This is a genomic window from Nocardioides luteus (genome assembly GCF_000960475.2).
GTDB classification, from domain to species: domain Bacteria; phylum Actinomycetota; class Actinomycetes; order Propionibacteriales; family Nocardioidaceae; genus Nocardioides; species Nocardioides luteus_A.
Genome location: NZ_JZDQ02000021.1, coordinates 64,986 through 85,601 on the forward strand (window position 1 = coordinate 64,986; position 20,616 = coordinate 85,601).

Sequence of the window (20,616 nt, forward strand, 5' to 3'; positions counted from 1 at the left end):
GCCGTGCAGTCGCGCTGCCACGGTGGCTGACATGACCGCGACCACCCACCCACGCGCCGCTCTCCCGCCAGGGCAGCGGCGGATCGACTTCTTCCCGCGCTTCGGGCGACGTGTCGCCGAGCCCCCGCCGACCGTGCCCGCACACCCGACGGTCGTCTTCGACGGAGCGCTCGCGGCGCCGATCGAGATCGCCGTCGCCGAGCTCGTCGGCACCGCTCGCCGCGAGCTCCGCGCCGACTTCCACTGCGTCGCCGGCTGGTCGGTGACCGGCCTCATCTGGGAGGGCGTCGCCTTCGCCGACATCTACCACCGGTACGTCGCCCCGGCCGTCGCCCCCGGGACGATCGTGACTCACGTGATCGTCCGTGGCCTCGACGGCGAACGGTTCGTGGCCCAGCTGGACGACCTCCTGGCCGACGACGTCCTGCTCGCCGACCGCCTCGGCGGCCGGCCGCTCGACGGTGCTCACGGCGCACCGCTGCGACTGGTCAACCCGGCGCAGTACGGGTACGCCAACATCAAGCACGTGTGCCGCATCGACGTGCTCGCGGGCGCCCCGGAAGCAGGCCCACCGGCGCTGCTCGACCGGCTCCTGCAGTCCCACCCGCGGGCGCGGGTCTGGGAGGAGGAGCGCCACGGGACGCTGCCCGGTTGGCTGGTCCGGCCGATCTACCGGGCGATCAAGACCGTCATGCTCTCCGCAGCCGTGCGCCGCGGTGAGTCAGGTCACTATTCAAATGTAAATAATGGCTAGGGGACCTATCAATTCACACGTAGGCTGTCAACCCGTGACAGACATTTCTGCCAAGCCTGAGAAGGCGCCCGACGACCACCTCGACAAGAGCGTGCTGATCGTCGCCGGCGTCGTTGTGCTCGGATCGATCATGTCGATCCTCGACATCACCGTTGTCTCCGTCGCACTGGAGACCTTCCAGCGCGAGTTCGACGCCACCTCTGCCGAGGTCGCCTGGACGATGACCGGCTACACCCTCGCCCTGGCGACGGTGATCCCGCTGACCGGTTGGGCCGCCGACCGGTTCGGCACCAAACGTCTCTACATGACCGCGATCGTGCTCTTCGCGCTCGGCTCGGCGCTGTGCGCGCTGGCCACGAGCCTGCCGATGCTGGTCGGCTTCCGCGTCATCCAGGGGCTCGGTGGCGGCATGCTGATGCCGCTCGGCATGACGATCCTGACCCGCGCCGCCGGCCCCGATCGGGTCGGTCGGGTGATGGCGATCCTCGGCGTACCCATGCTCCTCGGCCCGATCCTCGGTCCCATCATCGGTGGCGCCCTGATCGACTCCGCTTCGTGGCACTGGATCTTCCTGATCAACATCCCGATCGGCGTCATCGCCCTGGTCTACGCCTGGCGCGCGCTCCCCAAGGACCACGTCGAGCCGTCGCAGTCCTTCGACTTCCTCGGCATGGTGCTGCTGTCCCCGGGTCTGGCGCTGTTCCTCTACGGGGTCTCCTCGATCCCCGAGGCCGGCACGATCCTGGACACCAAGGTGCTCTCGTTCATGGTCGCCGGCCTGGTGCTGATCGCCGCGTTCATCCCGTGGGCGCTCTCGGCTCGCAACGACCACCCGCTGATCGACGTACGCCTCTTCGGCAACAAGGAGCTCACCGTCGCGGTGATCACCCTGTCGATCTTCGCGATGGCGTTCTTCGGCGCCTCGCTGCTCTTCCCGCTCTACTACCAGCAGGTACGCGGCGAGGACGCCCTCCACGCCGGCCTGCTGCTGGCTCCGCAGGGTCTGGGCGCGATGGTCACGATGCCGCTCGCCGGCATGCTCGCCGACCGCACCGGCCCGGGCAAGATCGTGCTCAGCGGTCTCACCACGATCTCGGTGGGCATGTTCATGTTCTCGCGGCTCGACGACACCACGCCCTACTGGTATCTCCTCGTGTCGCTGTTCATCATGGGCCTCGGTATGGGCGCGACGATGATGCCGACCTTCGCCGCCGCCCAGGCGACGCTGCGCGAGCACACGATCGCCCGCGGCACGACGCTGGTGAACATCGTCCAGCAGGTCGCCGCCTCCGCGGGCACTGCGCTGTTCTCAGTGCTGCTGACCAACGCCCTGTCCGGCAAGGAGTCGATCTCCGCGGCCGGTGACCTGGCCGACAAGCTCGGGGTCTCCTCGGACGGTCTGCCGAAGTTCATGGCCGACCCGGCCAACCAGCAGAAGGTCGGCGAGGCGGCAGCGTCGCTGGGTCTCGACCCCACCAAGCTGCCGGACCTCTTCAAGGCGATCCCGGTCGAGATGGCCGAGGCCTTCTCCGCCACCTTCGTGATCGCCGCGATCCTGGTGCTCGCCACGCTCATCCCCGCGTGGTTCCTGCCCAAGAGCAAGGCCGAGCACGGAGCCGCCGCTCCGACGGTTCTCCACTGATCCGCTCGCGCGCACGTACGCAGGGCCGGGCTGCCATCGGCAGCCCGGCCCTCGTAGCACTTGCCGGGTTCGCGTTGGTCGCCTGCGGGTCCGCCACGTCACCGGCTGCGGACGTGACGCCCGATCTGCCGCCCATTGACGGCGTCTTCGACTATCAGCTCGGCGCGACCGCCGATGAGCTGTCTGACGGCACCCGGATCGACGTGGTCGCCCGCGACTCCACCGCCGCGCCCCTCGAGGGCGCCTACAACGTCTGCTACGTCAACGGCTTCCAGACCCAGCCCGGCGCCGACTGGTCCGAGCATCCCTCCGCCTTGCTGCGTGACGCCTCAGGCGATCCCGTACGCGACCCCGACTGGCCCGACGAGATCGTCCTCGACCCCTCCACCGCCTCGGCACGGGAGGCGATCCTCGAGATGGTCGGTCCGGCCATCGAAGGCTGCGCCGACGACGGCTTCGACGCCATCGAGATCGACAACCTCGACACCTGGACCCGCTTCGACTCGATCTCCCGAGAAGGCGCCGTCGCCTTGGCCTCGGCCTACGTGACCGCCGCTCACGACCTCGGCCTGGCGATCGCCCAGAAGAACGCCGCCGAAGCCGCTTCTACGGCTCACGACGACCTCGGCTTCGACTTCGCCGTCGTCGAAGAATGCGGCACCTATTCCGAGTGCGCCGCCTACACCGACGTCTACGGCCCGCACGTGCTCCAGATCGAGTACCCCGACTCCCTCGCCGAAGCCAGCCTCTCCTTCGCCGACGTCTGCGCCGACCCCGACCGCTCCCCGCTCACCATCCTCCGCGACCGCGACCTCGTCGGGCAGGAGGACGCGGCGTACGTCTTTGAGGCCTGCTGAGCTCTTCCTCACCGCATGCTGAGAAGTGGTGTGCTGTCCCCTGTGACCGATCAGAGCATGCCTCCTGTCGCGCACAACCTGTTCGCGCGTGTCCAGCAGGCAGCGGCAGACACTCCGTGCAAAGTGGTCCCAACTGCAAGGGGATTCGACGTGGAGTTGGACGTAGCTGATTCGACCTGGTTCGGCCTCTTCAACAAGGCAGGGCTCAAGCACGCCTTTATCCATCACGTCTCCATTCCAGAGACCGGCACCTACTCGGTAACAGACGACGCGAGAACAGTTGAGTGGATTGCTGGGACTCCCAGAATCCCTTACGAGGCCGGTAGAGAGGTCGGACGCATCAAGAAGGTCTCCTTCAATCGAACATATGCGTTCCAAGAACAGGGCAAGTTCGGCAAGGTCATCGACTTCACGTTCATTTCCGAGGAGGGCCGCGCGCTGATTGATTCCGCCGCAGCGGACCTCGGTTACCGGCAAGTGCGAGGCTCGATCGAGAAGATCGGTCTCCTCATCGGCCTAGGGACCCTTGCCCTGCTCGTATTGATGGGCGTGATCATCGGGGCTGTGATGCTGACCCGTTGAGGTCGGCAGACCATTTCAGTGCACGCTCACCGCAGGGTCGAACGAGCTGGCGGCACGGAGTTCGCGCCTCGGACAGTAGGGTCCCGCGCCGGCGTCGCGTTCGTATGAACCTCACAGCCGTGTCGCGACTGGGGCTGGAAGTGGCTGCCTCAGTCTCGCTTATCGTCGTCGGCTCGGGTCGCGTCCGGCGCCCAGCCGCGGGATGCGTTGGGGTCCAAGACGTCGCTTGCGGTCTCGGTCCAGTCGTCGGTGTAGTCGGCTTCCCACTCTTGGTTCTGGCTGCCGTTCTGGTCCCGCTTCTTGGCGCCACGACCGCCGGCCGCACCGGCTCCGCGGCCACCAGCGCCGCGACCGCCAGCTCCCCGGCCGCCGGCACCGCGCGCGCCGGCTCCCGTGCCACGACCACCAGCGCCGCGAGCACCGGCAGCGGATCCCGCGCGGGCCCCTGCACGGGCTGATGTAGACCTGGCCGCGGCCGACCTGGAGGTGGCGCCGGCCGTGGCTGCCTTCGCCGAGGCACCGGCTCCGAACCTGCTCGCGATCGCCTTCGCGATGCCTGCGCCGAGCAGCGCCCCACCAGCACCCACGGCAAGCGCGGTGGCACCGCCGGTTCCACCGCTGAGCGGGGCGAGGCCGTCCGCCGTCTCGACCATCGCGTACGACGTTGCGGGAGCAGGCGAACCATCAGCGTTGATCCACTGGCCGTTGTTGTTGTCCCACTCCGGACGGTTCTCGGCCTGGTACTCCTTGATCTTGGCGTCCTCGGCCGCAATCTTTTCGTAGCCCCAGCCGTCAGGGTAGGTGGCGTTGGCGTTGATCTTCGACTTCCGCGTCTGCGCCGCGGCAATGTCGCTGTAGGAGCCAGGGACCGAAGGCGAGCCCGACGGGCGCTCCTCGCGGGTGTTGTCCGGGTCGACCAGGGCGCGGACCTTCGGATCCGCATCGATCACGGCAGCATCGACCGCCTGTACCTTCGCGGCTGCCTTGCGCTCAGCGTCAGCGATAGCCGCCTCACGAGCGGCGTATTCAGCCCGGGCATCCGCCAGCGCTGACTCGTTCTCCTCAGCCTGGCGCTTACCGACCTGCTTCGCATCGGTTGGAAAGTCTGCTGGGTCAACACCTGGGTGGGAGTCAGGAAGCGAACTGTCGATCTCCGCCTTGGCGATCATCGCTTCCTTGAGGCGGAGTTGCACCACGCCCAGCGCATCTTCTGCATCTCGGATCTTGTCGCGCTTCTCGTGGGCGAACTTCGAGGAGGACACCAGGCTGTTCTTCATCGCAGCACCGGATTCCATCGTTTCTGAGAACCCGTTGCTCGCCTTGTTGGCGTTGTCGGCCATAGTCGTACCAGCACTGCCGAACGCTCGACGACCACCGTTCCAACCGTCGGTCATCGTTGTGATCGCAACTGGGTCGGCCCCGCGGACGTAGTCATCGAGCCTGAGCGCCCAGAAACCCTTGACTGACATGTAGACCCTCCCGAAGACGATGGGGGTCTCCCCGACCCCGCCTGAGTACGGTACCCAACATCGATGACGGATCTGGCCAGAGTTCGCCAACAACCGTGCTCTAGTCTCGACGCATGATGACCTCTCGGCCCCTTGCGATCGCAGCCCTGGCCATTACAACGGCCATGACGGCAGCAGCGTGCTCATCGTCGAACGACAAGCCCGCAGAGGACCCGACCTCCGCTTCGGCAAGCCCATCACCAACGACGGAGCCTAGCGCGCCAACTGTGCCTTCGGACTGGCAGACGGTGCCGCTCGAAGATGTGGCCGAGATTTCTGTCCCTCCCGATTGGAGCGTCAAGTCCAGCACCGACGCTTTGGACACGCTGTCGGCTCCGAAGGATGCGATTGGTTTCCCGCCCGGTTCAGCCACCGTTGGTGTCGGAAACCTCGCCGGGGGCAACCAAGCGGAGGAACTCGAGTGGGTGGCCAAGCATGCTATGGAAAATGACTACTCGGGATACGCCAATCTCAAGCGCCTCCCGAATGAGACCATCAACGGGACGCCCTTCTACCGGTTCCAGTACGAATCCGATGCCTACTGGTTTGATGCGTACGGCACCGTCACTCCCGACGGCGAATACAACATCGTGTTCGAATGGCAGTTCGACAAGACCATCAGCCGAAAGCAGGCAGAGGCCATCTGGCGTCCCGTGATGCCGACGTTCAAGATGCTCTGAGACAAGAGCGGTTTGCAGGTTCAGATCGGAAGGTTGCGGACCTTCGCGAGGGTGTCCTTGTTGAAGAGCACCAATGGGTTGCTCATGATCTGAGTGGCTTCCACGAACTTCCGAATCACCAAGGCCGCCGCCTCAGCCTGGGCATCGGCGCCTTCCAGCTCCTTGACCGCCACCTCGATGCCCTCATCCATCCTGGTCATCGCGGTCTCGGACTCTTTCAATGCGTCAGCGATGGCCTTATGACCGTCCTTGACCAGCCCGAACAGGTACGTACCATTCGCCGAGTCACCGAACATGCCAGCAGCTGGCGCAATCAGCGCGGCCCTCGCTGCGACCACGTTCTCCTTCTCAGCGTTCAGGTCCTTACGGACCTGGCCGAGAGCGATGTAGTCGACCGCGATCTCTTCGCCGTCACCCTTACCCATGGTCTGCCCTCCCGAGGCTTCCGATCGCACCCCCGGCGGGTGCCTCAGTAGGAGTAGTACACCACGGCTCACAGGGCGACTGGCAGGGATGCGTAGCCGCGGAGGATGCGGGTGGGGCGGCGTACGGCTTCGCCTGTGACTCGCAGGGACGGGTAGCGCTCGAACAGCAGGCGGAGACCGACGCGGGCCTCGAGGCGGGCGAGGCTGGCGCCGAGGCAGAAGTGGGCGCCGGCGGAGAAGGAGAGGTGCTGGTCGGCGTTGACCCGGGTGATGTCGTACGTGTCGGGGTCCTCGAACACGGACGGGTCGCGGTTGGCGCCGCCGAGGACGACGGCGACGGCGGTGCCCTTGACGACGTCCACGCCGGCCACGCTCGTCGCCGCGTAGGCCTGGCGGACGGTGGCCATGACGGGCGGGTCCCAGCGGAGGGTCTCCTCGACGACACCGTCGACCAGCGACGGATCAGCGAGCAGGAGAGCGCGTTGGGAAGGATGGGCATCGAGCGCCGCGACGGCGTTGCCGAGCAGGTTGACGGTGGTCTCGAAGCCCGCCGCCAGGACCAGGAGCCCGAGGGCGTGGAGCTCGATGTCGTCGAGGTCCCCGGCGATCACCAGGGCGCTGAGCAGGTCGTCGCCGGGGTCGGAGCGGAGGTGGCGTACGTGGTTCTCGAACCAGTGGTGGAGGGACCTCATCGCGGCCTCGACCCGGGAGTAGTCCCGCCACGACAACCCCGGATCGAGGATCGCGGCGGCCTGGTCGCCCCAGCGCAGGATGTCGGCCCGATCCGCCTCAGGCACCCCGAGCAGCTCGGCGATGACGGCGATGGGGAGCTTCGCGGCGTACCTCTCGATGATGTCGACCTGCCCCTCGCGCGGGTCGATCTCATCGAGGAGGTCGCCGGCGACCGCGGTCACCATCTCGGCCATCGAGCCGATCCGGCGGGCGGTGAACGCCTTCGACACGTGCTTGCGATAGCGGGTGTGGAGCGGCGGGTCGACGGCCAGCATCGACGGCGGGTCGACCGGACCCAGGGCGTCGGGCGCGCTCACCTTACCGAGCAGCCACCGCAGCGGCGCGGGCAGCTCGCCCTGGCCGTCGCCGACGCCGAAGTCGCTGCTGCGCAGGATCTCGTTGGCGGCGGCATAGGAGACGGTGCCGGCCATGAACGGGTTCGTGTGGATCGGGCCGCGCGCTCGCAGCCGGCCGTAGTCCGGCAGGTCGCGCGACCACATCAGCTCGGCGAGCGGGTCGCCGCGCCTCGACGCATAGCTCAGGACGGCGCGGTTGAGGCCCTGGGAGAGCGCCCAGCGGGCGTACGACCTCGCCCTCTCGGACGGCGCCAGCTCACGCCGAGGCATCGGCCAGCTCCTCGCTGAACTCATGGGTGCCGATCCGGCCCATCAGCGGCGCCAGATCGGCGAGCAGGTCGGCGAAGGTCGCCTCGTAGTCCTCCTGCGACAGCGTCGGGTCGAGCTGCGCCTGGAAGCGGATCCGCCACCGATGACGCAGGGCCTGAGCCAGGCGCTCGGGGGTGCCGAAGGCCTCGGCGTACGCCGGCGACCACGGCAGCCTGTGCGCGAGGCCGGCACGCAGCTCGGCCTCCGCGTCGTTCAGCAGCCGGTAGCGCTCATGGGTCTGGTTCCACGTCATCGTCCTCACCGTCTCCGTCGTCGTTGGGACCGTTGTCGATGACGCTACGGATCGGCGGCCCGGGACACATCGGACGCTGGCAGGCACCTGCGTTCCTACCCTGGTAGGAGTCCGGCCGCCTGCCACGGTCGGATGCGACCCGGGTCACGTCTTTCTAGACTGGGCGGCATGAGTGTCCAGGACTCCGCTCGCGATGTGCGTGACTTCCTGGAACGACGCTGTCGCAGCAAGGACCTCGACATCCCCTGGTGGGCGCCGCTGCTGTCGGCCTTCGGGCTCGTCGCGATGGTCACCGTGGCGGTGGTCCAGCGAAACGCCACCCTCGAGGTGATCGTGGCGGGTCTGGTCATCGTGGTCCCTTCGTTGAGCATCTTCTTCATCCCGACCACCGGTGACTGGCTCAAGAACCACATGTGGGCCGTCGACCTGCTGCCCACCCTGGCCGGCTCGGCCTGGCTGATGTCGGAGCCCGCGACGGCGTTCTGGTCCCAGCACGACTTCGCACCGGCGGTGCTGGTCCCGCTCACCCTCGAGATGGTCGTCCGCGAAGGATTCAAGACCGGCACGCTCTATGGGATCGCCTCGGCCGTGGCGATGTGGGTCTTCGCCGAGGACACACCCAGCGGCATCGGGGTCCAGTTCCTGCTGCTCGCCGTCGGCTGGATCCTCGGGCTGCTGATCCTCGCGCAGATGCGCGCCCTGCGCGCGGAGCGACAGGCGCGCGAGCAGGAGCACTCCCGCGCCACCGAGGCCGAGCGCACCCGGATCGCCCGCGAGATCCACGACCTGGTGGGGCACTCGCTCTCCATCACCCTGCTCCACCTCACCGCGGCGCGACGCTCCGTCGCCGAGGGGGACGACCCGGACGAGGCGGTCTCTGCCCTCACCGAGGCCGAGGCCGTCGGGCGCCGGGCGATGGCCGAGATCCGCCGTACGATCGGGGTGCTGTCTACCTCTGGGGCCGGAACGGCCCCGCTCCCCGGCGCCGCCGACGTGGTCCGGCTCGTGGAGGAGGGCCGCAGCGCCGGGCAGGCGATCACGTTCTCCTCCTCCGGCGACCTCTCCCGCATCGACGCCGGCGTCGGGCTGGGGATCTACCGGATCCTGCAGGAGTCGCTCGCCAACGCCATCCGGCATGCTCCCGGCGCACCGGTCTCGGTCTCATTGGCGGTCGCGGACGGCGTACGCCTCTCCGTGGAGAACCCGCTCGTCGGCACCCGGCGCGGGGTCGGCGAGGGGTCCGGACTGGCCGGCATGGCCACCCGCGCCGAGCAGCTCCGGGGCCGGTTGTCGGCCGGGGCCGAGGAATCGATGTGGAAGGTCGATCTGGTGATTCCGTCCCACTGTCTCGTACGCAAGGCCCTCGCGTGACGCCGGTCAACCCCGCCGCCGGCAACACAGCCGCGCCGATCCGGGTGATCGTGGTCGACGACCAGGAGCTCGTACGCAGCGGCCTGCGCCGCATTCTGCGCCGGCGCGACGGGCTGGAGATCGTCGCCGAGTGCGCGGACGGCTCGGAGGTGGTCGCGGCGCTCGAGGCCAACCCGGCCGATGTCGTGGTCATGGACCTGCGGATGCGCCAGGTCGACGGGATCACGGCGACCGGCCTGCTGCGGGCGCTGCCGTCGGCGCCGCCGGTACTGGTGCTGACCACGTTCGACGAGGACGAGCTCGTCTCCGGGGCCCTGCGCGCCGGGGCCGCCGGCTTCATCCTCAAGGACTCGCCGGCCGAGGAGCTGGTCATGGCCGTACGCTCCGTGGCCCTCGGCGACGCCTGGCTCGATCCCGCCATCACCGGCCGGGTCCTGGCCACCTACCGCTCCGCGGTCGCACCGTCGGCATCGGACGCCGTCGAGGTCTCCGAGCTCACGGATCGCGAGCTCGAGGTCCTCCGCGGCCTCGCCTCGGGCTGGACCAACTCCGAGATCGCCGAGCGCCTCGTCATCTCCGAGCTCACCGTCAAGTCCCACATCGGCCGCATCTTCGCCAAGCTCGACCTGCGCGACCGCGCCGCCGCCATCGTCTTCGCGTACGACCACGGCATCGTCCGGCCGGCGGTCTGATCCCTGCCGAGACGGGGGTCAGGTGGTGGTCGCGAGGACGAGGGGGTGGACGGTGGCGGCGCCGGCATCGAGGAGGGCGCGGGCGGCGAGGGTGATAGTCCAGCCGGTCGCGATGCGGTCGTCGATGAGGAGTACGTCGACACCCGGTGGCACTTCGGCGTGGAGCGAAAAGCGCCGACCGACGGCGGCGACGCGCTGGGCGGAGTTGGAGGCGCCCTGGCCAGGGCCGACGTCGGGGTCGACGATGGCCCACGAACCGAGAACAGGGATGCGGAGATAGCGCGACAGCCCTTCGGCGAAGTCGCGGGTCAGCGTGGGACGCGTCGACGACTCGACGTAGACGATGCCGCCGACCGCGGGGCGCCAGTCGCCCAGGACCTCGACGACCGCCTTCACCAGCGGCACCGGGACCGGGCCGTCCTGAGCGGGCTCGCGGAAGAGGTCACGCAGGGCTTGGCCGTAGCCGAGGTCGGTCAGTCGCGCGACCGCGCGGCCCTCCAGCGGACCCTCCTTGATCTTGCCCTTAAGCGAGATGCCGAGCCGGTCGAGGCCGGTGGGCCACATCTTCTTCGGCTCCACGACGACCCCGGGCCGCGACAACCGCGCCGAAGCCTCCTCGACCGCGCCTTCGGAGACCGACGAGGTCACCGCGAAGCCACCGCAGTTGTCGCACCGACCACAGTCGACGGCGCCGGGATCGTCGAGCTGCTCGCGCAGGAACCGCATCCGGCACTGGTCGGTCGAGATGTAGGCGAGCATGGCGTCCTGCTCGCGGCGACGAGCCTCCGCGACCCGTGCATACCGCTCCGCGTCGTAGTCCCAGGGGACCCCGGTCGCCTCCCAGCCACCACCGACCCGGCGCGCGGCACCGTCGACGTCGAGCACCTTGAGCATCTGCTCGAGGCGTGACCTCGACAGGTCGACGTACGTCTCCAGCGCCTGCGTCGACAACGCCCGCCCCGCCTCCAACAGGACCCCGAGGGTCTGGCGCACCTGCTCCTCGCGCGGGAAGGCGAGCGAGGCGAAGTAGGCCCAGATGTCGCGGTCCTCGACGCCCGGGAGCAGGACGACGGAGGCGTCGGAGGTGCCACGGCCGGCGCGGCCGACCTGCTGGTAGTAGGAGACCGGTGAGGAGGGTGCGCCCATGTTGACCACGAACCCGAGGGTCGCGTCGAAGCCCATCCCGAGCGCCGAGGTCGCCACCAGCGCCTTGATCTTCCCGGCAGCCAGCGACTCCTCCAGGTCGGCCCGCTCGGCCGCCTCGGTGCGCCCCGAATAGGCGGCCACGTCGTGGCCTCGCGAGCGCAGATAGTCGGCGATCTCCTCGGTCGCGGCGACGGTCAGGCAGTAGACGATGCCGGACCCGGGCTGCTCGGAGAGGTGGTCGGAGAGCCAGGCCAAGCGCTGCTCGGGGGTCTTCAGCGAGACCACGCCGAGCCGCAGCGACTCCCGGTCCAGCGACCCCCGCAGCACCAGAACGCCCTCACCCATCTGCTCGGCGACGTCCGCGGTGACCCGGGAGTTCGCGGTCGCGGTCGTCGCGAGCACCGGGATCCCGGCCGGGAGATCGGCCAGCAGCGTACGGATCCGGCGGTAGTCGGGCCTGAAGTCGTGCCCCCAGTCGGAGATGCAGTGGGCCTCGTCGACCACCAGCAAACCGCACTCGGCCGCCAGCCGCGGCAGCACCGCGTCGCGGAACTTCGGGTTGTTGAGCCGCTCGGGGGAGACCAGCAGGACGTCCACCTCGCCCGCGTGGATCGCCTCCTCGATCGAGACCCAGTCCTCGGGGTTGGTCGAGTTGATCGTCACCGCCCGGATCCCCGCGCGCTGCGCCGCCGCGATCTGGTTGCGCATCAGCGCGAGCAGCGGGGAGACGATCACGGTCGGCCCGAGACCGGCTTCGCGGAGCAGCAGCGTCGCCACGAAGTAGACCGCCGACTTCCCCCATCCGGTCTTCTGCACGACCAGCGCCCGGCGACGCTCGACGGCGAGCGCCGAGATCGCCGACCACTGGTCCTCGCGCAGGGTGGCGTCATCGCGTCCCACGAGGGCACGCAGATGCGCCTCGGCACGAGCACGTACGTCACTGGCCGGATCAGTCATGACCACAGGTCTATCAGGCGCCTCCGACAGGATCGCCCAGTGCCAGCCGCGGCCAGTCGGCCAGATCACTCAGCATCTGCCGATCATGAGTCGCCACCACCACCGCCGCAGCCGTCGCCCGCAGCGCGGCGGTCAGCTCGTCGACCAACCGTGCCGAGAGATGGTTGGTCGGCTCGTCGAGGATCAGAAGATGCGGGCGCGACGCCAGCCGCAGCGCCAGCTCGAGCCGTCGCTGCTGCCCCTGGGACAACAGCGACGCAGGCGTACGCCGCGCCTCGGCGTCGACCAGACCGGTCGATCGCAACGATGGGATCGACCGCTCCGAGACCACCCCGGCGGCGGCCAGCCGCCCGCAGTGCTGCGCATAGATCTCGGCCGCGGTCAGCCCGGGAGCCCACTCCGGCTCCTCCTGTCCCACCAGCGCCACCCGCGCTCCCGGCGCGGTCCGGACCGACCCCGCGCCGGCCACGAGCGATCCGCCCAGCACCTGCAGCAACGTCGACTTGCCGGCACCGTTCGGACCGGTGACCAGCAGCCGGTCGCCGGCGTCGATCCCGAGGGAGACGGGTCCGGCCAGGCGGCCGGGTACGGCCACGTCGTCGCACCGCAACAGCGTGCCGGCACCCGGCGAGAGGGAAGGGAAGCCCAACGACATCGGCGGCTCCGGGACGGAGATCCGGTGCTCCTCGAGTGCCGCGAGATCCCGGTTGAAGGACCGCACCAACCCGGGAGCCCGGGTCTGTCGCTGATGCTTCCCGGTGCCCTTCGCCGGGCGCCACCCGGTGCTCAGCCGGTCCCGAGCCGCCGAGACGGAATCCTGCAGCCGCCGGTGCTCCTCCTGCTGAGCCGCGTAGTCCTGCTCCCAGCGATCTCGGTCGCGACGCCGACCCTCCTGCCAGCCCGGATAGCCTCCGGCGTACGTCCTGGCCCTCCCGTCCTCGCTCGGATCCAGATCCAGGAACTCGATGCCGACCTCGCGCAGCAGCAGCCGGTCGTGGGAGACGAGCACGACCCCGCCGGGATGAGCCCGGACCCGCTCGGTCAGGAACGCCAGCCCCGACGCGTCCAGGTGGTTGGTCGGCTCGTCGAGCACGAGGAGGTCGTGGTGGGCCCCGAGCAGGCACGCGAGCCGCACCCGGTAGCGCTGGCCGACGGACAGGGTCGCCAGCTCCCGTGAGTGATCGGTGCACGCGCCGAGCGCCTCCAAGGCGATCTGCACCCGGCGGTCGGCATCCCAGGCATCCAGCGCGGTCGCCCGCTCCAAGGCGGCGGCGTACGTCCCGGAGGTGTCCGCCGGGTCGTCCGACAGCGCCGCGGCCGCCTCGTCGAGCGCCCGGAGGGCGTCGTGGGACTCCGCCAGGGCGGCGGAGGTGAGGGTGCCGACGGTGTCCCCTGGACGTACGGCCAGGGCTTGCTGCGCGATGCCGAGGCTGCCGTGCCGCTGGACGCGGCCGGTGTCGGGTTCGAGGAGCCCGGCCAGGACGTGCAGCAGTGTGGTCTTGCCCCGGCCGTTCTCGCCGACGACGGCCAGCCGGGACCGGTTGGTGGCGGAGACGGTCAGGGAGACGCCGCGCAGGACGGGGCGACCGCCACGGGTGACCGAGATGTCCTCGGCGCGCAGGTGGGCAGAGGTGTGATGGGTCTGTACAGACACGAAGGTGAACTTCCAGCTCGCATACGGGAGCCGGGAGCGCGAGAGCAGCTACCCGGCTGATGGCCGGACAGCGGCGTGAGTATTCCTCGCAGCGCCGCCGTCAGGCGGCGGGCCGCAGGCGCATGTGAGCGATGCCGAGATGCATGGCTCCATCGTAGAGAACGACGACCCGTCCACGCGAACCGTTATTCGCCGAGCGGGAAGAAATAAACGCCGAGCCGGCGCTGTTGGTCCTCCCCCACGGGGACCCGCAGAACCGGCCCGGCATCTCCAGTATGCGTCCTATCGACGCACCGGCATAACCACACGCCCGAATTCGTACTTTAGTTACCGAATGCGGACGACGGCGCCGTCTTTCGAAGCACGACGCCGTCGAAACAACCCGCTCGATGAAGGTGCGACCTGGTCAGTTCACCGAGACCGCGGACCAGGCGGCCTTGACCGCGGCGACCTCGGGGCTGGAGGCGCCGTAGAGGTCGGTCGCAGCCGAGATCGTGCCGGTGCGAGCAGAGGCGTAGTTGGTCGTGGAGGTGAAGTAGGTCGTCAGCGCGCGGAACCAGATCTTCTCCGCCTTCGCCCGGCCGATGCCGGCGACCGTCGAGTTGTTGCAGGTCGGGCTGTTGTGCGCGACGCCACCGATCGTCTTCGCCCCGGACCCCTCGGCCAGCAGGTAGAAGAAGTGGTTGCCGACGCCGGACGAGTAGTGCACGTCGAGGTTGCCGACCGACGACGACCAGCAGTTGACCGAGGACCCGTCGGAGTCCGGGTCGTCCATCCGGCGCAGCCCCTGGGTGTTGTTTCCCTTGAGGAAGAAGCGCTCACCGATCAGGTAGTCGCCGGCATCGCTGGAGTTGTTCGCGTAGAACTCCACCATCGTGCCGAAGATGTCCGAGGTGGCCTCGTTGAGCCCACCTGACTCGCCGGAGTACTCCAGGCCGGCGGTGTTCTCGGTGACACCGTGCGACATCTCGTGACCGGCCACGTCGAGCGAGGTCAGCGGGCCGTACGTGGTGCCGTCACCGTCGCCGTACGTCATCTTGGTGCCGTCCCAGAACGCGTTCACGTAGTTCGACCCGTAGTGGACGCGGTTGTAGGAGCCCGAGCCGTTGCCGAAGATCCCGTTGCGGCCGTGGACGTTCTTGTAGTAGTCCCAGGTGACGTTGGTGCCGTACTGGGCGTCGGCCGCCGCGGTCGCCCGGTTGGAGTTGAGCCCGTTGCCGAACGTGGTCGTCGACGAGGTCACCAGGGTGCCCGTCGAGCAGCCCCAGCCGAGCAGCTGGCACAGGGTGCTGTCGGTCGCGTTCTTCATGTCGGTGGTGTACGTCCCACCGCGGGTGGCGTCCTTGAGCTGGTAGGTCGAGCCGCTCTGGGTGACCTGCAGCGGCACAGTGCCGGAGTAGAGCGTCTGGCCGGAGCCGTCGGCGGTCTCGATGCCCTCGATGCGGCGCAGCACCTTGCCGGTGCCGGCGTCGACGTACGTCGCGAGGCGGGAGGGGGTGCCGTCGGCCTGCTTGCCCTTGGTGGTCACCCGCCACACCAGCGTCGGGGTGCCCTCGCTCGCGTCGACCACGAGCTCGGGCGCGTGCTTCTTGTCGGCCTCGAGCCCGCTGATCGCCTTGGTGACGGCGTCCAGGGTCAGCGCGGCCTTCGTGGCCGCGGTCTCGGTGAGGGTCGGCTTCACCGAGAGGTCGAGCACCTGAGTCAGCCCCTGGGAGACCGAGGTCAGGGCGCCGGCCTCGGTCTGGTGGGCGACCAGGTCGCCGCCGACGACCTCGAGGCCCTTGTAGGTCCGGTTCATCCGCACGTGGGTGGCACCGTTGGCGTCCTTCAGGGTCACCACGGGCTCGAGCTCCTGGCCCGCGCCGACCTTCCAGGTCGACGGCTTGCTGGTCAGCGCACTGATGGCCTTCTCGGCGATCGACTCGTCGTGGATGATCTTCTGGGCGGCCAGCGACTCTGGCGTGATGGAGGCGGAGTCGGCGGGGGTGGCGCCGGCGGGACCCCCGAAGGAGGCGATGAAGGCAGTTCCTGCAACAGCGGCGGCGGTGGCCGCTCCCGCTACTCGAGCAATACGCATCGTGGGGTTCTCCTCGATTGTGGGGACCGGGATGAACGGAATCCTTGCACCCGAATCGATAGCGCGAAGAAACAATTTCCTGCAATGCGTATTTATGAAGATGGCTCCCCGCGTAACCTCTTTACGTTGTTATCGAATATTAACCAATACCCCTACCCCCAGGGGTCACCAGATCCGCACGCGCTCCTCCGGATCGAGCCACAGACCGTCGCCGGGAGCGGTGCCGAAGACCTCGTGGAACTCGTCCAGGTTGCGCGCGATGTTGGCACGGAACTCCGGCGGGCTGTGCGGGTCGATCGTCAGGTACTGCTGCGCCTGCTCCTTGCGGCGCACCGTACGCCACACGTAGGCCCAGTTGAGGAAGAGCCGCTGCCGGTCGCCGACGCCGGCCGAGCCGCCGGTGGCGAGCATGTAGGCGGTGTGCGCGATCGTCAGGCCCCCGAGGTCGCCGATGTTCTCGCCGACGGTCAGCGCACCGTTGACGAACTCGCCCGGCAGGTCCCGCGGGGAGAGCTTGGAGTACTGCTCGATCAGCGCCTTGGTCTTCACCTCGAAGGCCGCCTTGTCCTCCGGTGACCACCAGTCCTGCATGTTGCCGTCGCCGTCGAACTGCGCGCCCTGGTCGTCGAAGCCGTGGCCGACCTCGTGGCCGATCACGGCGCCGATGCCGCCGTAGTTCTCCGCCGGGTGGGCGTCCTTGTCGAAGAAGGGGCGCTGCAGGATGCCGGCTGGGAAGCAGATCTCGTTGGTGCCCGGGTTGTAGTAGGCGTTGACCGTCTGCGGCAGCATGAACCACTCGTCACGGTCGACCGGCCCACCGAGCTTGCCGAGCTGCCGGTCGGTCTCGAACACGCTCGCCGCGGAGACGTTGCCGATCAGGTCGTCCTTGCTGATCTGCAGCGCCGAGTAGTCGCGCCACTTGTTCGGGTAGCCGATCTTCGGCGTGAACTTGTCGAGCTTCTCGTAGGCCTTCTCCTTGGTCTCCTCGCCCATCCAGTCGAGCTCGGAGATCGACTTGCGGTAGGCCTCCAGGAGGTTGTGGACGAGCTCGTCCATCTGGGCCTTCGCCTCGGGCGGGAAGTGCCGCGCGGCGTACTCCTTGCCGACCGCCTCCCCGATCGCGCCCTCGACCAGCCCGACCCCGCGCTTCCAGCGTTCGCGCAGCTCAGGGGTGCCGTTGAGGGTGCGGCCGTAGAAGTCGAAGTTGGTCTCGACGAAGTCGTCGGTCAGGTAGGGCGCCGCCCAGCGCAGCACGTGGAAGTAGAGCCACAGCTTCCAGTCGTCGATGTCGACCTCGCCGAGCACGGTGGCCAGGTGGGCGAAGTAGGACGGCTGCCGCACGACCACCTCACCGAGCACCTCCTCGGTGGTCAGCTTCGAGCCGGAGAGGTTGCGGACGTACGCATCCCAGTTGAAGTTGGGGGCCAGCTCGCGCAGCTCGGCGAGGGTGAGCAGGTTGTAGGTCTTCTGCTTGTCGCGGGTCTCCTCGCGCGCCCAGTGGCCCTCGGCCAGGCGGGTGTCGATCCGGATGATCGTCTCGGCGGCCGCACGCGGGTCGGGGTGCTCGGCGAGGGTGTAGAGCCGTTCGAGGTAGTCGGCGTACTTGCCGAGCACCTCGGCGAACTTCTCGTCGAAGTAGTAGTCCTTGTCGGGCAGCCCGAGGCCACCCTGGAGCAGGTTGAAGATGTAGCGGTCGGACTGCTTGTCGTCGTTGTCGACGTAGGACCCGAAGAGCCCGTGCCCACCGATCCGCTCGACCTCGCCCAGGAACGCCGCCAGGTCGTCCGCGTCGCGGAGCCCGTCCACGGCAGCCCTCAGGCCGTCGAGCGGCCGTACGCCGCGCTCGGCCACCGCGGCCTCGTCCATGAAGCTCGCGAAGAGGTCACCGATCTTCTGGGCGTCGCTACCCGGCTCGCCGCCGGAGGCCGCGAGCTCCTCGATGATCGCGCGCACGTCCTTCTCGGCCTGGTCGGCCAGCATCACGAACGGCCCCCAGCTGGACCGGTCGGCGGGAATCTCGACCTCCCGGAGCCAGGTGCCGTTGACGAACCCGAACAGGTCGTCCTGCGGCCGGATGCTGTCGTCCATGCCCGGGCGGGCATCATCAAGAATCGTCACAGGCCCCAGCGTAGATGCGGGCCCCCAAGCGCGTGGGCAACAACCCCACACATGCGGCGAAGTTGCACCACCTGGGCCAGAACCCGACGGAAGTTCCCCGCACCTGCACGGTTCTTGCCAGGCTGGATCAGGACCAACCCGGGAAGTGGGCCCGCCACGCCTCGGAGAGCGTTGCCGGTACGCCGGGCTCGCCGCGGAGTCGCAGGACGCGGTGGATCCGCTCCAGGGTCCGGCCGGGCGACTTGTAGATGTCCTTCGCGACGAAGACCAGGATGCGCCACTGGTCGTCGTCGATGCCCTCGCGACGTTCGAGGTCGGCCTCCCACTGCTCGATGCGCTCGACATGCTGGCGGCCGTCGTACTCGAGGATCGTCTTCGAGCGGCGGTACGACAGGTCGTACTTGCGGCGCTCGACCTCGTCGCCGACCAAAAGGTTGACCTCGGGTTCAGGAAGTCCGGCGAGGACGATCAGCAGCCGGAGCCGGGTCTCCATCGGAGAGTCCACCCCGCTGCGTACGTGATCGGCGGCCGTCCGCGCGAGCGCAGCGCCTGGACCGGAGGCGTCGGCGCAGAACCTCCGCAGCGTCTGCAGGTCGACCAGTCCGTTGCGCACCATGTGGTCGCCGACGATCACCAGGTCGACCAGGGTCAGCTGGGTGGCCAGCTCGACGAAGACCTGCTGGGGCGCGGAGACGCGCGCGCCAGCGATCTCGTTGACCAGACCGCTCTTCCGGAGGTGGCAGGTCACGTCCCGGCGGCTGCGGCGGCGGCGCCGCTCGACGACCGTGACGTGCTCACCGGGAAGCGCCGGGATCGGCACGCCCAGAACCCTCGCGGCCGTGGCGTGGCTCGCCCACGCGTCGTCCCCGAACGGCAGCAGCGCGGCCTCGGCCATCAGCGCCGGCGTCACCTCGACGGACGCGGAGACATAGATACCGTGCAGCAGGCGCTTGTAGGCAGGAGTGCGCAGCTCCTTCGCACTCCCCATCGCAGCAGCTGTCGCACGGACGAACGGCCGGCTCGGGTCGAACCGGACCTCGGGATCCTGACCAACTGTCATGGGAACAAACGTCGGCGACCAGCGGCGACCTGTCACCCACAATCCGTACGCCCTGTGGATAACCCGCCACACCGATGACGGAAACCGCGCACGTGCGGGATTCTCACGCCCACCGAACGCTCAGGCGCTGCAACTTCCGCACACATGCATGGAATCGCCCAACGTCCGGAGGATCAGCCCGGTTTGACGATCCGGTTCATCTCGAAGTGCATGGGATCGGTCCATCGCCAGTTGCCGCCCCAGGTGAAGCCCCAGCGCTCGAAGATGGAGACGACGGTGCGGTCCATCTCGCCGACGGTGCCGCGCTGGTTGCCGGCGGTGTTGAGGTCGACGGCGGTGCCGAAGGCGTGGTTGGAGAGCTGGGTGGTGTTGGCGATGAAGCGGGGGTAGTAGCAGCCGGCGTACTGCGACGGGTCGATCTTCTTGGACAGCCCGCGGTCGACGACCTCCTGCAGGGCCGCGCGCAGCTGCGGGATCATCACCTTGTTGCAGGTCACCGAGCCGAGGATCGGCACCTGGGCGGTCACGATGTGGGAGCTCACCCAGCTCGAGGCGGGGGTGATGGTGCCGTCGCCGTTGGCCCGGTAGGTGTAGTTGCCGACGGCCTCGGCGACGGTGCCGACGACGTACGCCTTCTGGGGAGCGTTGGGGTCGAGGCCGGCGCGGGCGACGACGTCGAGGCGCTGGACGGAGGCGTCGGCGCCGACGACCTTCTGGATCGGCTTGACGACGCGGTTGGGGGCGATGGCGGCGGTGGAGACGATGAGCGCGTTGCCCTTCTCCATGCCCATCTCCTCGCCCCACTTGTGGTTGACGACGGCGGCGGCGAGGCCCGGCGGCTGGGGCGCGTACGCACCGACGTGGACCGAGGTCGCATCCTTCTTCGAGCCGAGGCGTACGAAGCCGTCCTTGTCGGCCGGCAGCTCGTCCTGGCGCTCGGGGTCGATCGCCACCTCGCCTCCGGCCACACGCTGCCAGACCTCATCGGAGTCGGCGCTCTGGAAGGGGGCGAAGTTGCGGTAGGTCGAGGGGTCGACGGCGACGACCTTCACCAGCCGTCCCTCGACGCTCACCTGGGCCATCGAGATCTGCTCGACGCCGGAGACACCGTCGAGAGACCGGATCTTCTTGACGTCGCCGGACGAGAGGGTGTCCTCGGACAGGATCAGCAGGTCGGTGGAGTGCAGCGTGCCCTCGCGCTTGCCGGGCATCGCCACCGCGTGCGACGGGTCGGCGACAGGACTCTCGTGCTTCGCGGGGCCGCTGGCGCTGGGACTGCCGCTCGGGGAGGCCGGCTTCGCCGGCTCGCCCGCACAGGCTGCCAGGGTCACCACGAGGACCGCCCCGATCGCCGCGGCCGCCCTCATCGAGACCTGTCGCATCCAGTCACCTCCCCGCAGGAAGGTTAGGCGAGGGCTGGTGAGCACCCAACTCGCGGGTAAC

Annotated in this window: 17 protein-coding genes; 7 read left to right on the forward strand and 10 right to left on the reverse strand. The window is 68.7% G+C overall.

Translation table 11 applies throughout. The features are described 5' to 3' along the window. The first annotated feature begins 31 nt into the window (after nt 1-31). The 4 genes from UG56_RS15780 (at nt 32) to UG56_RS15795 (ending at nt 3,835) form a co-directional block, all read left to right on the forward strand. A complete protein-coding gene (locus UG56_RS15780; RefSeq protein WP_045551775.1) occupies nt 32-754 on the forward strand; it encodes a molybdopterin-dependent oxidoreductase in 723 nt (240 codons plus the stop codon). Between the two features lie 34 nt (nt 755-788). Further along, a complete protein-coding gene (locus UG56_RS15785) occupies nt 789-2,396 on the forward strand; it encodes a DHA2 family efflux MFS transporter permease subunit (protein ID WP_045551776.1) in 1,608 nt (535 codons plus the stop codon). Nucleotides 2,397-2,509: 113 nt separating this feature from the next. Next, entirely contained in the window at nt 2,510-3,253 is a 744-nt protein-coding gene (locus UG56_RS15790) for an endo alpha-1,4 polygalactosaminidase (protein WP_256206665.1), read from the forward strand. 150 nt (nt 3,254-3,403) lie between these two features. Continuing rightward, nucleotides 3,404-3,835: a hypothetical protein gene (locus UG56_RS15795; protein ID WP_045551778.1), complete on the forward strand. Its 432-nt coding sequence runs from the start codon at nt 3,404-3,406 to the stop codon at nt 3,833-3,835. 149 nt (nt 3,836-3,984) lie between these two features. Here UG56_RS15795 and UG56_RS15800 read toward each other — a convergent pair whose 3' ends face one another. Further along, the gene (locus tag UG56_RS15800; protein ID WP_143055063.1) at nt 3,985-5,304 is read right to left on the reverse strand and encodes a hypothetical protein; all 1,320 of its coding nucleotides are present in this window, start codon (nt 5,302-5,304) and stop codon (nt 3,985-3,987) included. A 113-nt stretch (nt 5,305-5,417) separates the two neighbouring features. Here UG56_RS15800 and UG56_RS27970 point away from each other — a divergent pair, with 113 nt between their 5' ends. Beyond that, nucleotides 5,418-6,023 (forward strand): hypothetical protein, encoded by a 606-nt coding sequence (locus tag UG56_RS27970; protein WP_143055064.1) that lies wholly within the window; start codon nt 5,418-5,420, stop codon nt 6,021-6,023. A 20-nt stretch (nt 6,024-6,043) separates the two neighbouring features. Here UG56_RS27970 and UG56_RS15810 read toward each other — a convergent pair whose 3' ends face one another. The 3 genes from UG56_RS15810 to UG56_RS15820 form a co-directional block, all read right to left on the reverse strand. Then, the gene (locus UG56_RS15810; RefSeq protein WP_045550015.1) at nt 6,044-6,448 is read right to left on the reverse strand and encodes a hypothetical protein; all 405 of its coding nucleotides are present in this window, start codon (nt 6,446-6,448) and stop codon (nt 6,044-6,046) included. Nucleotides 6,449-6,516: 68 nt separating this feature from the next. Continuing rightward, nucleotides 6,517-7,806: a cytochrome P450 gene (locus UG56_RS15815; protein ID WP_045550014.1), complete on the reverse strand. Its 1,290-nt coding sequence runs from the start codon at nt 7,804-7,806 to the stop codon at nt 6,517-6,519. Next, nucleotides 7,793-8,098: a hypothetical protein gene (locus tag UG56_RS15820; protein WP_052693814.1), complete on the reverse strand. Its 306-nt coding sequence runs from the start codon at nt 8,096-8,098 to the stop codon at nt 7,793-7,795. The genes UG56_RS15815 and UG56_RS15820 overlap by 14 nt, the downstream gene beginning before the upstream one ends. Nucleotides 8,099-8,266: 168 nt before the next feature. Here UG56_RS15820 and UG56_RS15825 point away from each other — a divergent pair, with 168 nt between their 5' ends. Next, a complete protein-coding gene (locus tag UG56_RS15825) occupies nt 8,267-9,469 on the forward strand; it encodes a sensor histidine kinase (protein WP_177191489.1) in 1,203 nt (400 codons plus the stop codon). Then, nucleotides 9,466-10,161, forward strand: a complete 696-nt coding sequence (locus UG56_RS15830) for a response regulator transcription factor (protein WP_143055066.1) — start codon at nt 9,466-9,468, stop codon at nt 10,159-10,161. Before UG56_RS15825 ends, UG56_RS15830 begins: the two co-directional genes overlap by 4 nt. An 18-nt stretch (nt 10,162-10,179) precedes the next feature. Here the strand turns inward: UG56_RS15830 and UG56_RS15835 are convergent, their stop codons facing one another. The 6 genes from UG56_RS15835 to UG56_RS15860 all read right to left on the reverse strand — a co-directional run bounded on the left by UG56_RS15835 (nt 10,180) and on the right by UG56_RS15860 (nt 20,555). Beyond that, the gene (locus tag UG56_RS15835; protein WP_045550020.1) at nt 10,180-12,264 is read right to left on the reverse strand and encodes a RecQ family ATP-dependent DNA helicase; all 2,085 of its coding nucleotides are present in this window, start codon (nt 12,262-12,264) and stop codon (nt 10,180-10,182) included. A gap of 13 nt (nt 12,265-12,277) precedes the next feature. Then, entirely contained in the window at nt 12,278-13,918 is a 1,641-nt protein-coding gene (locus tag UG56_RS15840) for an ABC-F family ATP-binding cassette domain-containing protein (RefSeq protein ID WP_052693812.1), read from the reverse strand. Between the two features lie 406 nt (nt 13,919-14,324). Continuing rightward, nucleotides 14,325-15,995 (reverse strand): M4 family metallopeptidase, encoded by a 1,671-nt coding sequence (locus tag UG56_RS15845; RefSeq protein WP_045550011.1) that lies wholly within the window; start codon nt 15,993-15,995, stop codon nt 14,325-14,327. Between the two features lie 165 nt (nt 15,996-16,160). Beyond that, nucleotides 16,161-18,113 (reverse strand): M13 family metallopeptidase, encoded by a 1,953-nt coding sequence (locus UG56_RS15850; RefSeq protein ID WP_045550010.1) that lies wholly within the window; start codon nt 18,111-18,113, stop codon nt 16,161-16,163. Nucleotides 18,114-18,240: 127 nt separating this feature from the next. Continuing rightward, nucleotides 18,241-19,173, reverse strand: coding sequence for a DUF559 domain-containing protein (locus UG56_RS15855; protein WP_084101127.1), 933 nt, complete (start codon nt 19,171-19,173; stop codon nt 18,241-18,243). Between the two features lie 173 nt (nt 19,174-19,346). Beyond that, on the reverse strand, nt 19,347-20,555 hold the full coding sequence (locus UG56_RS15860; RefSeq protein WP_045550009.1) for a M15 family metallopeptidase: 1,209 nt from the start codon (nt 20,553-20,555) through the stop codon (nt 19,347-19,349). Nucleotides 20,556-20,616 lie beyond the last annotated feature (61 nt).

Bases quoted from the DNA above. Each gene is read 5' to 3' on its own strand.
- UG56_RS15780 (WP_045551775.1), top strand. From the start codon at position 32: ATGACCGCGACCACCCACCCACGCGCCGCTCTCCCGCCAGGGCAGCGG.
- UG56_RS15800 (WP_143055063.1), bottom strand. From the start codon at position 5,304: ATGTCAGTCAAGGGTTTCTGGGCGCTCAGGCTCGATGACTACGTCCGC.
- UG56_RS27970 (WP_143055064.1), top strand. From the start codon at position 5,418: ATGATGACCTCTCGGCCCCTTGCGATCGCAGCCCTGGCCATTACAACG.
- UG56_RS15810 (WP_045550015.1), bottom strand. From the start codon at position 6,448: ATGGGTAAGGGTGACGGCGAAGAGATCGCGGTCGACTACATCGCTCTC.
- UG56_RS15815 (WP_045550014.1), bottom strand. From the start codon at position 7,806: ATGCCTCGGCGTGAGCTGGCGCCGTCCGAGAGGGCGAGGTCGTACGCC.
- UG56_RS15820 (WP_052693814.1), bottom strand. From the start codon at position 8,098: ATGACGTGGAACCAGACCCATGAGCGCTACCGGCTGCTGAACGACGCG.
- UG56_RS15825 (WP_177191489.1), top strand. From the start codon at position 8,267: ATGAGTGTCCAGGACTCCGCTCGCGATGTGCGTGACTTCCTGGAACGA.
- UG56_RS15835 (WP_045550020.1), bottom strand. From the start codon at position 12,264: ATGACTGATCCGGCCAGTGACGTACGTGCTCGTGCCGAGGCGCATCTG.
- UG56_RS15845 (WP_045550011.1), bottom strand. From the start codon at position 15,995: ATGCGTATTGCTCGAGTAGCGGGAGCGGCCACCGCCGCCGCTGTTGCA.
- UG56_RS15855 (WP_084101127.1), bottom strand. From the start codon at position 19,173: ATGACAGTTGGTCAGGATCCCGAGGTCCGGTTCGACCCGAGCCGGCCG.
- UG56_RS15860 (WP_045550009.1), bottom strand. From the start codon at position 20,555: ATGCGACAGGTCTCGATGAGGGCGGCCGCGGCGATCGGGGCGGTCCTC.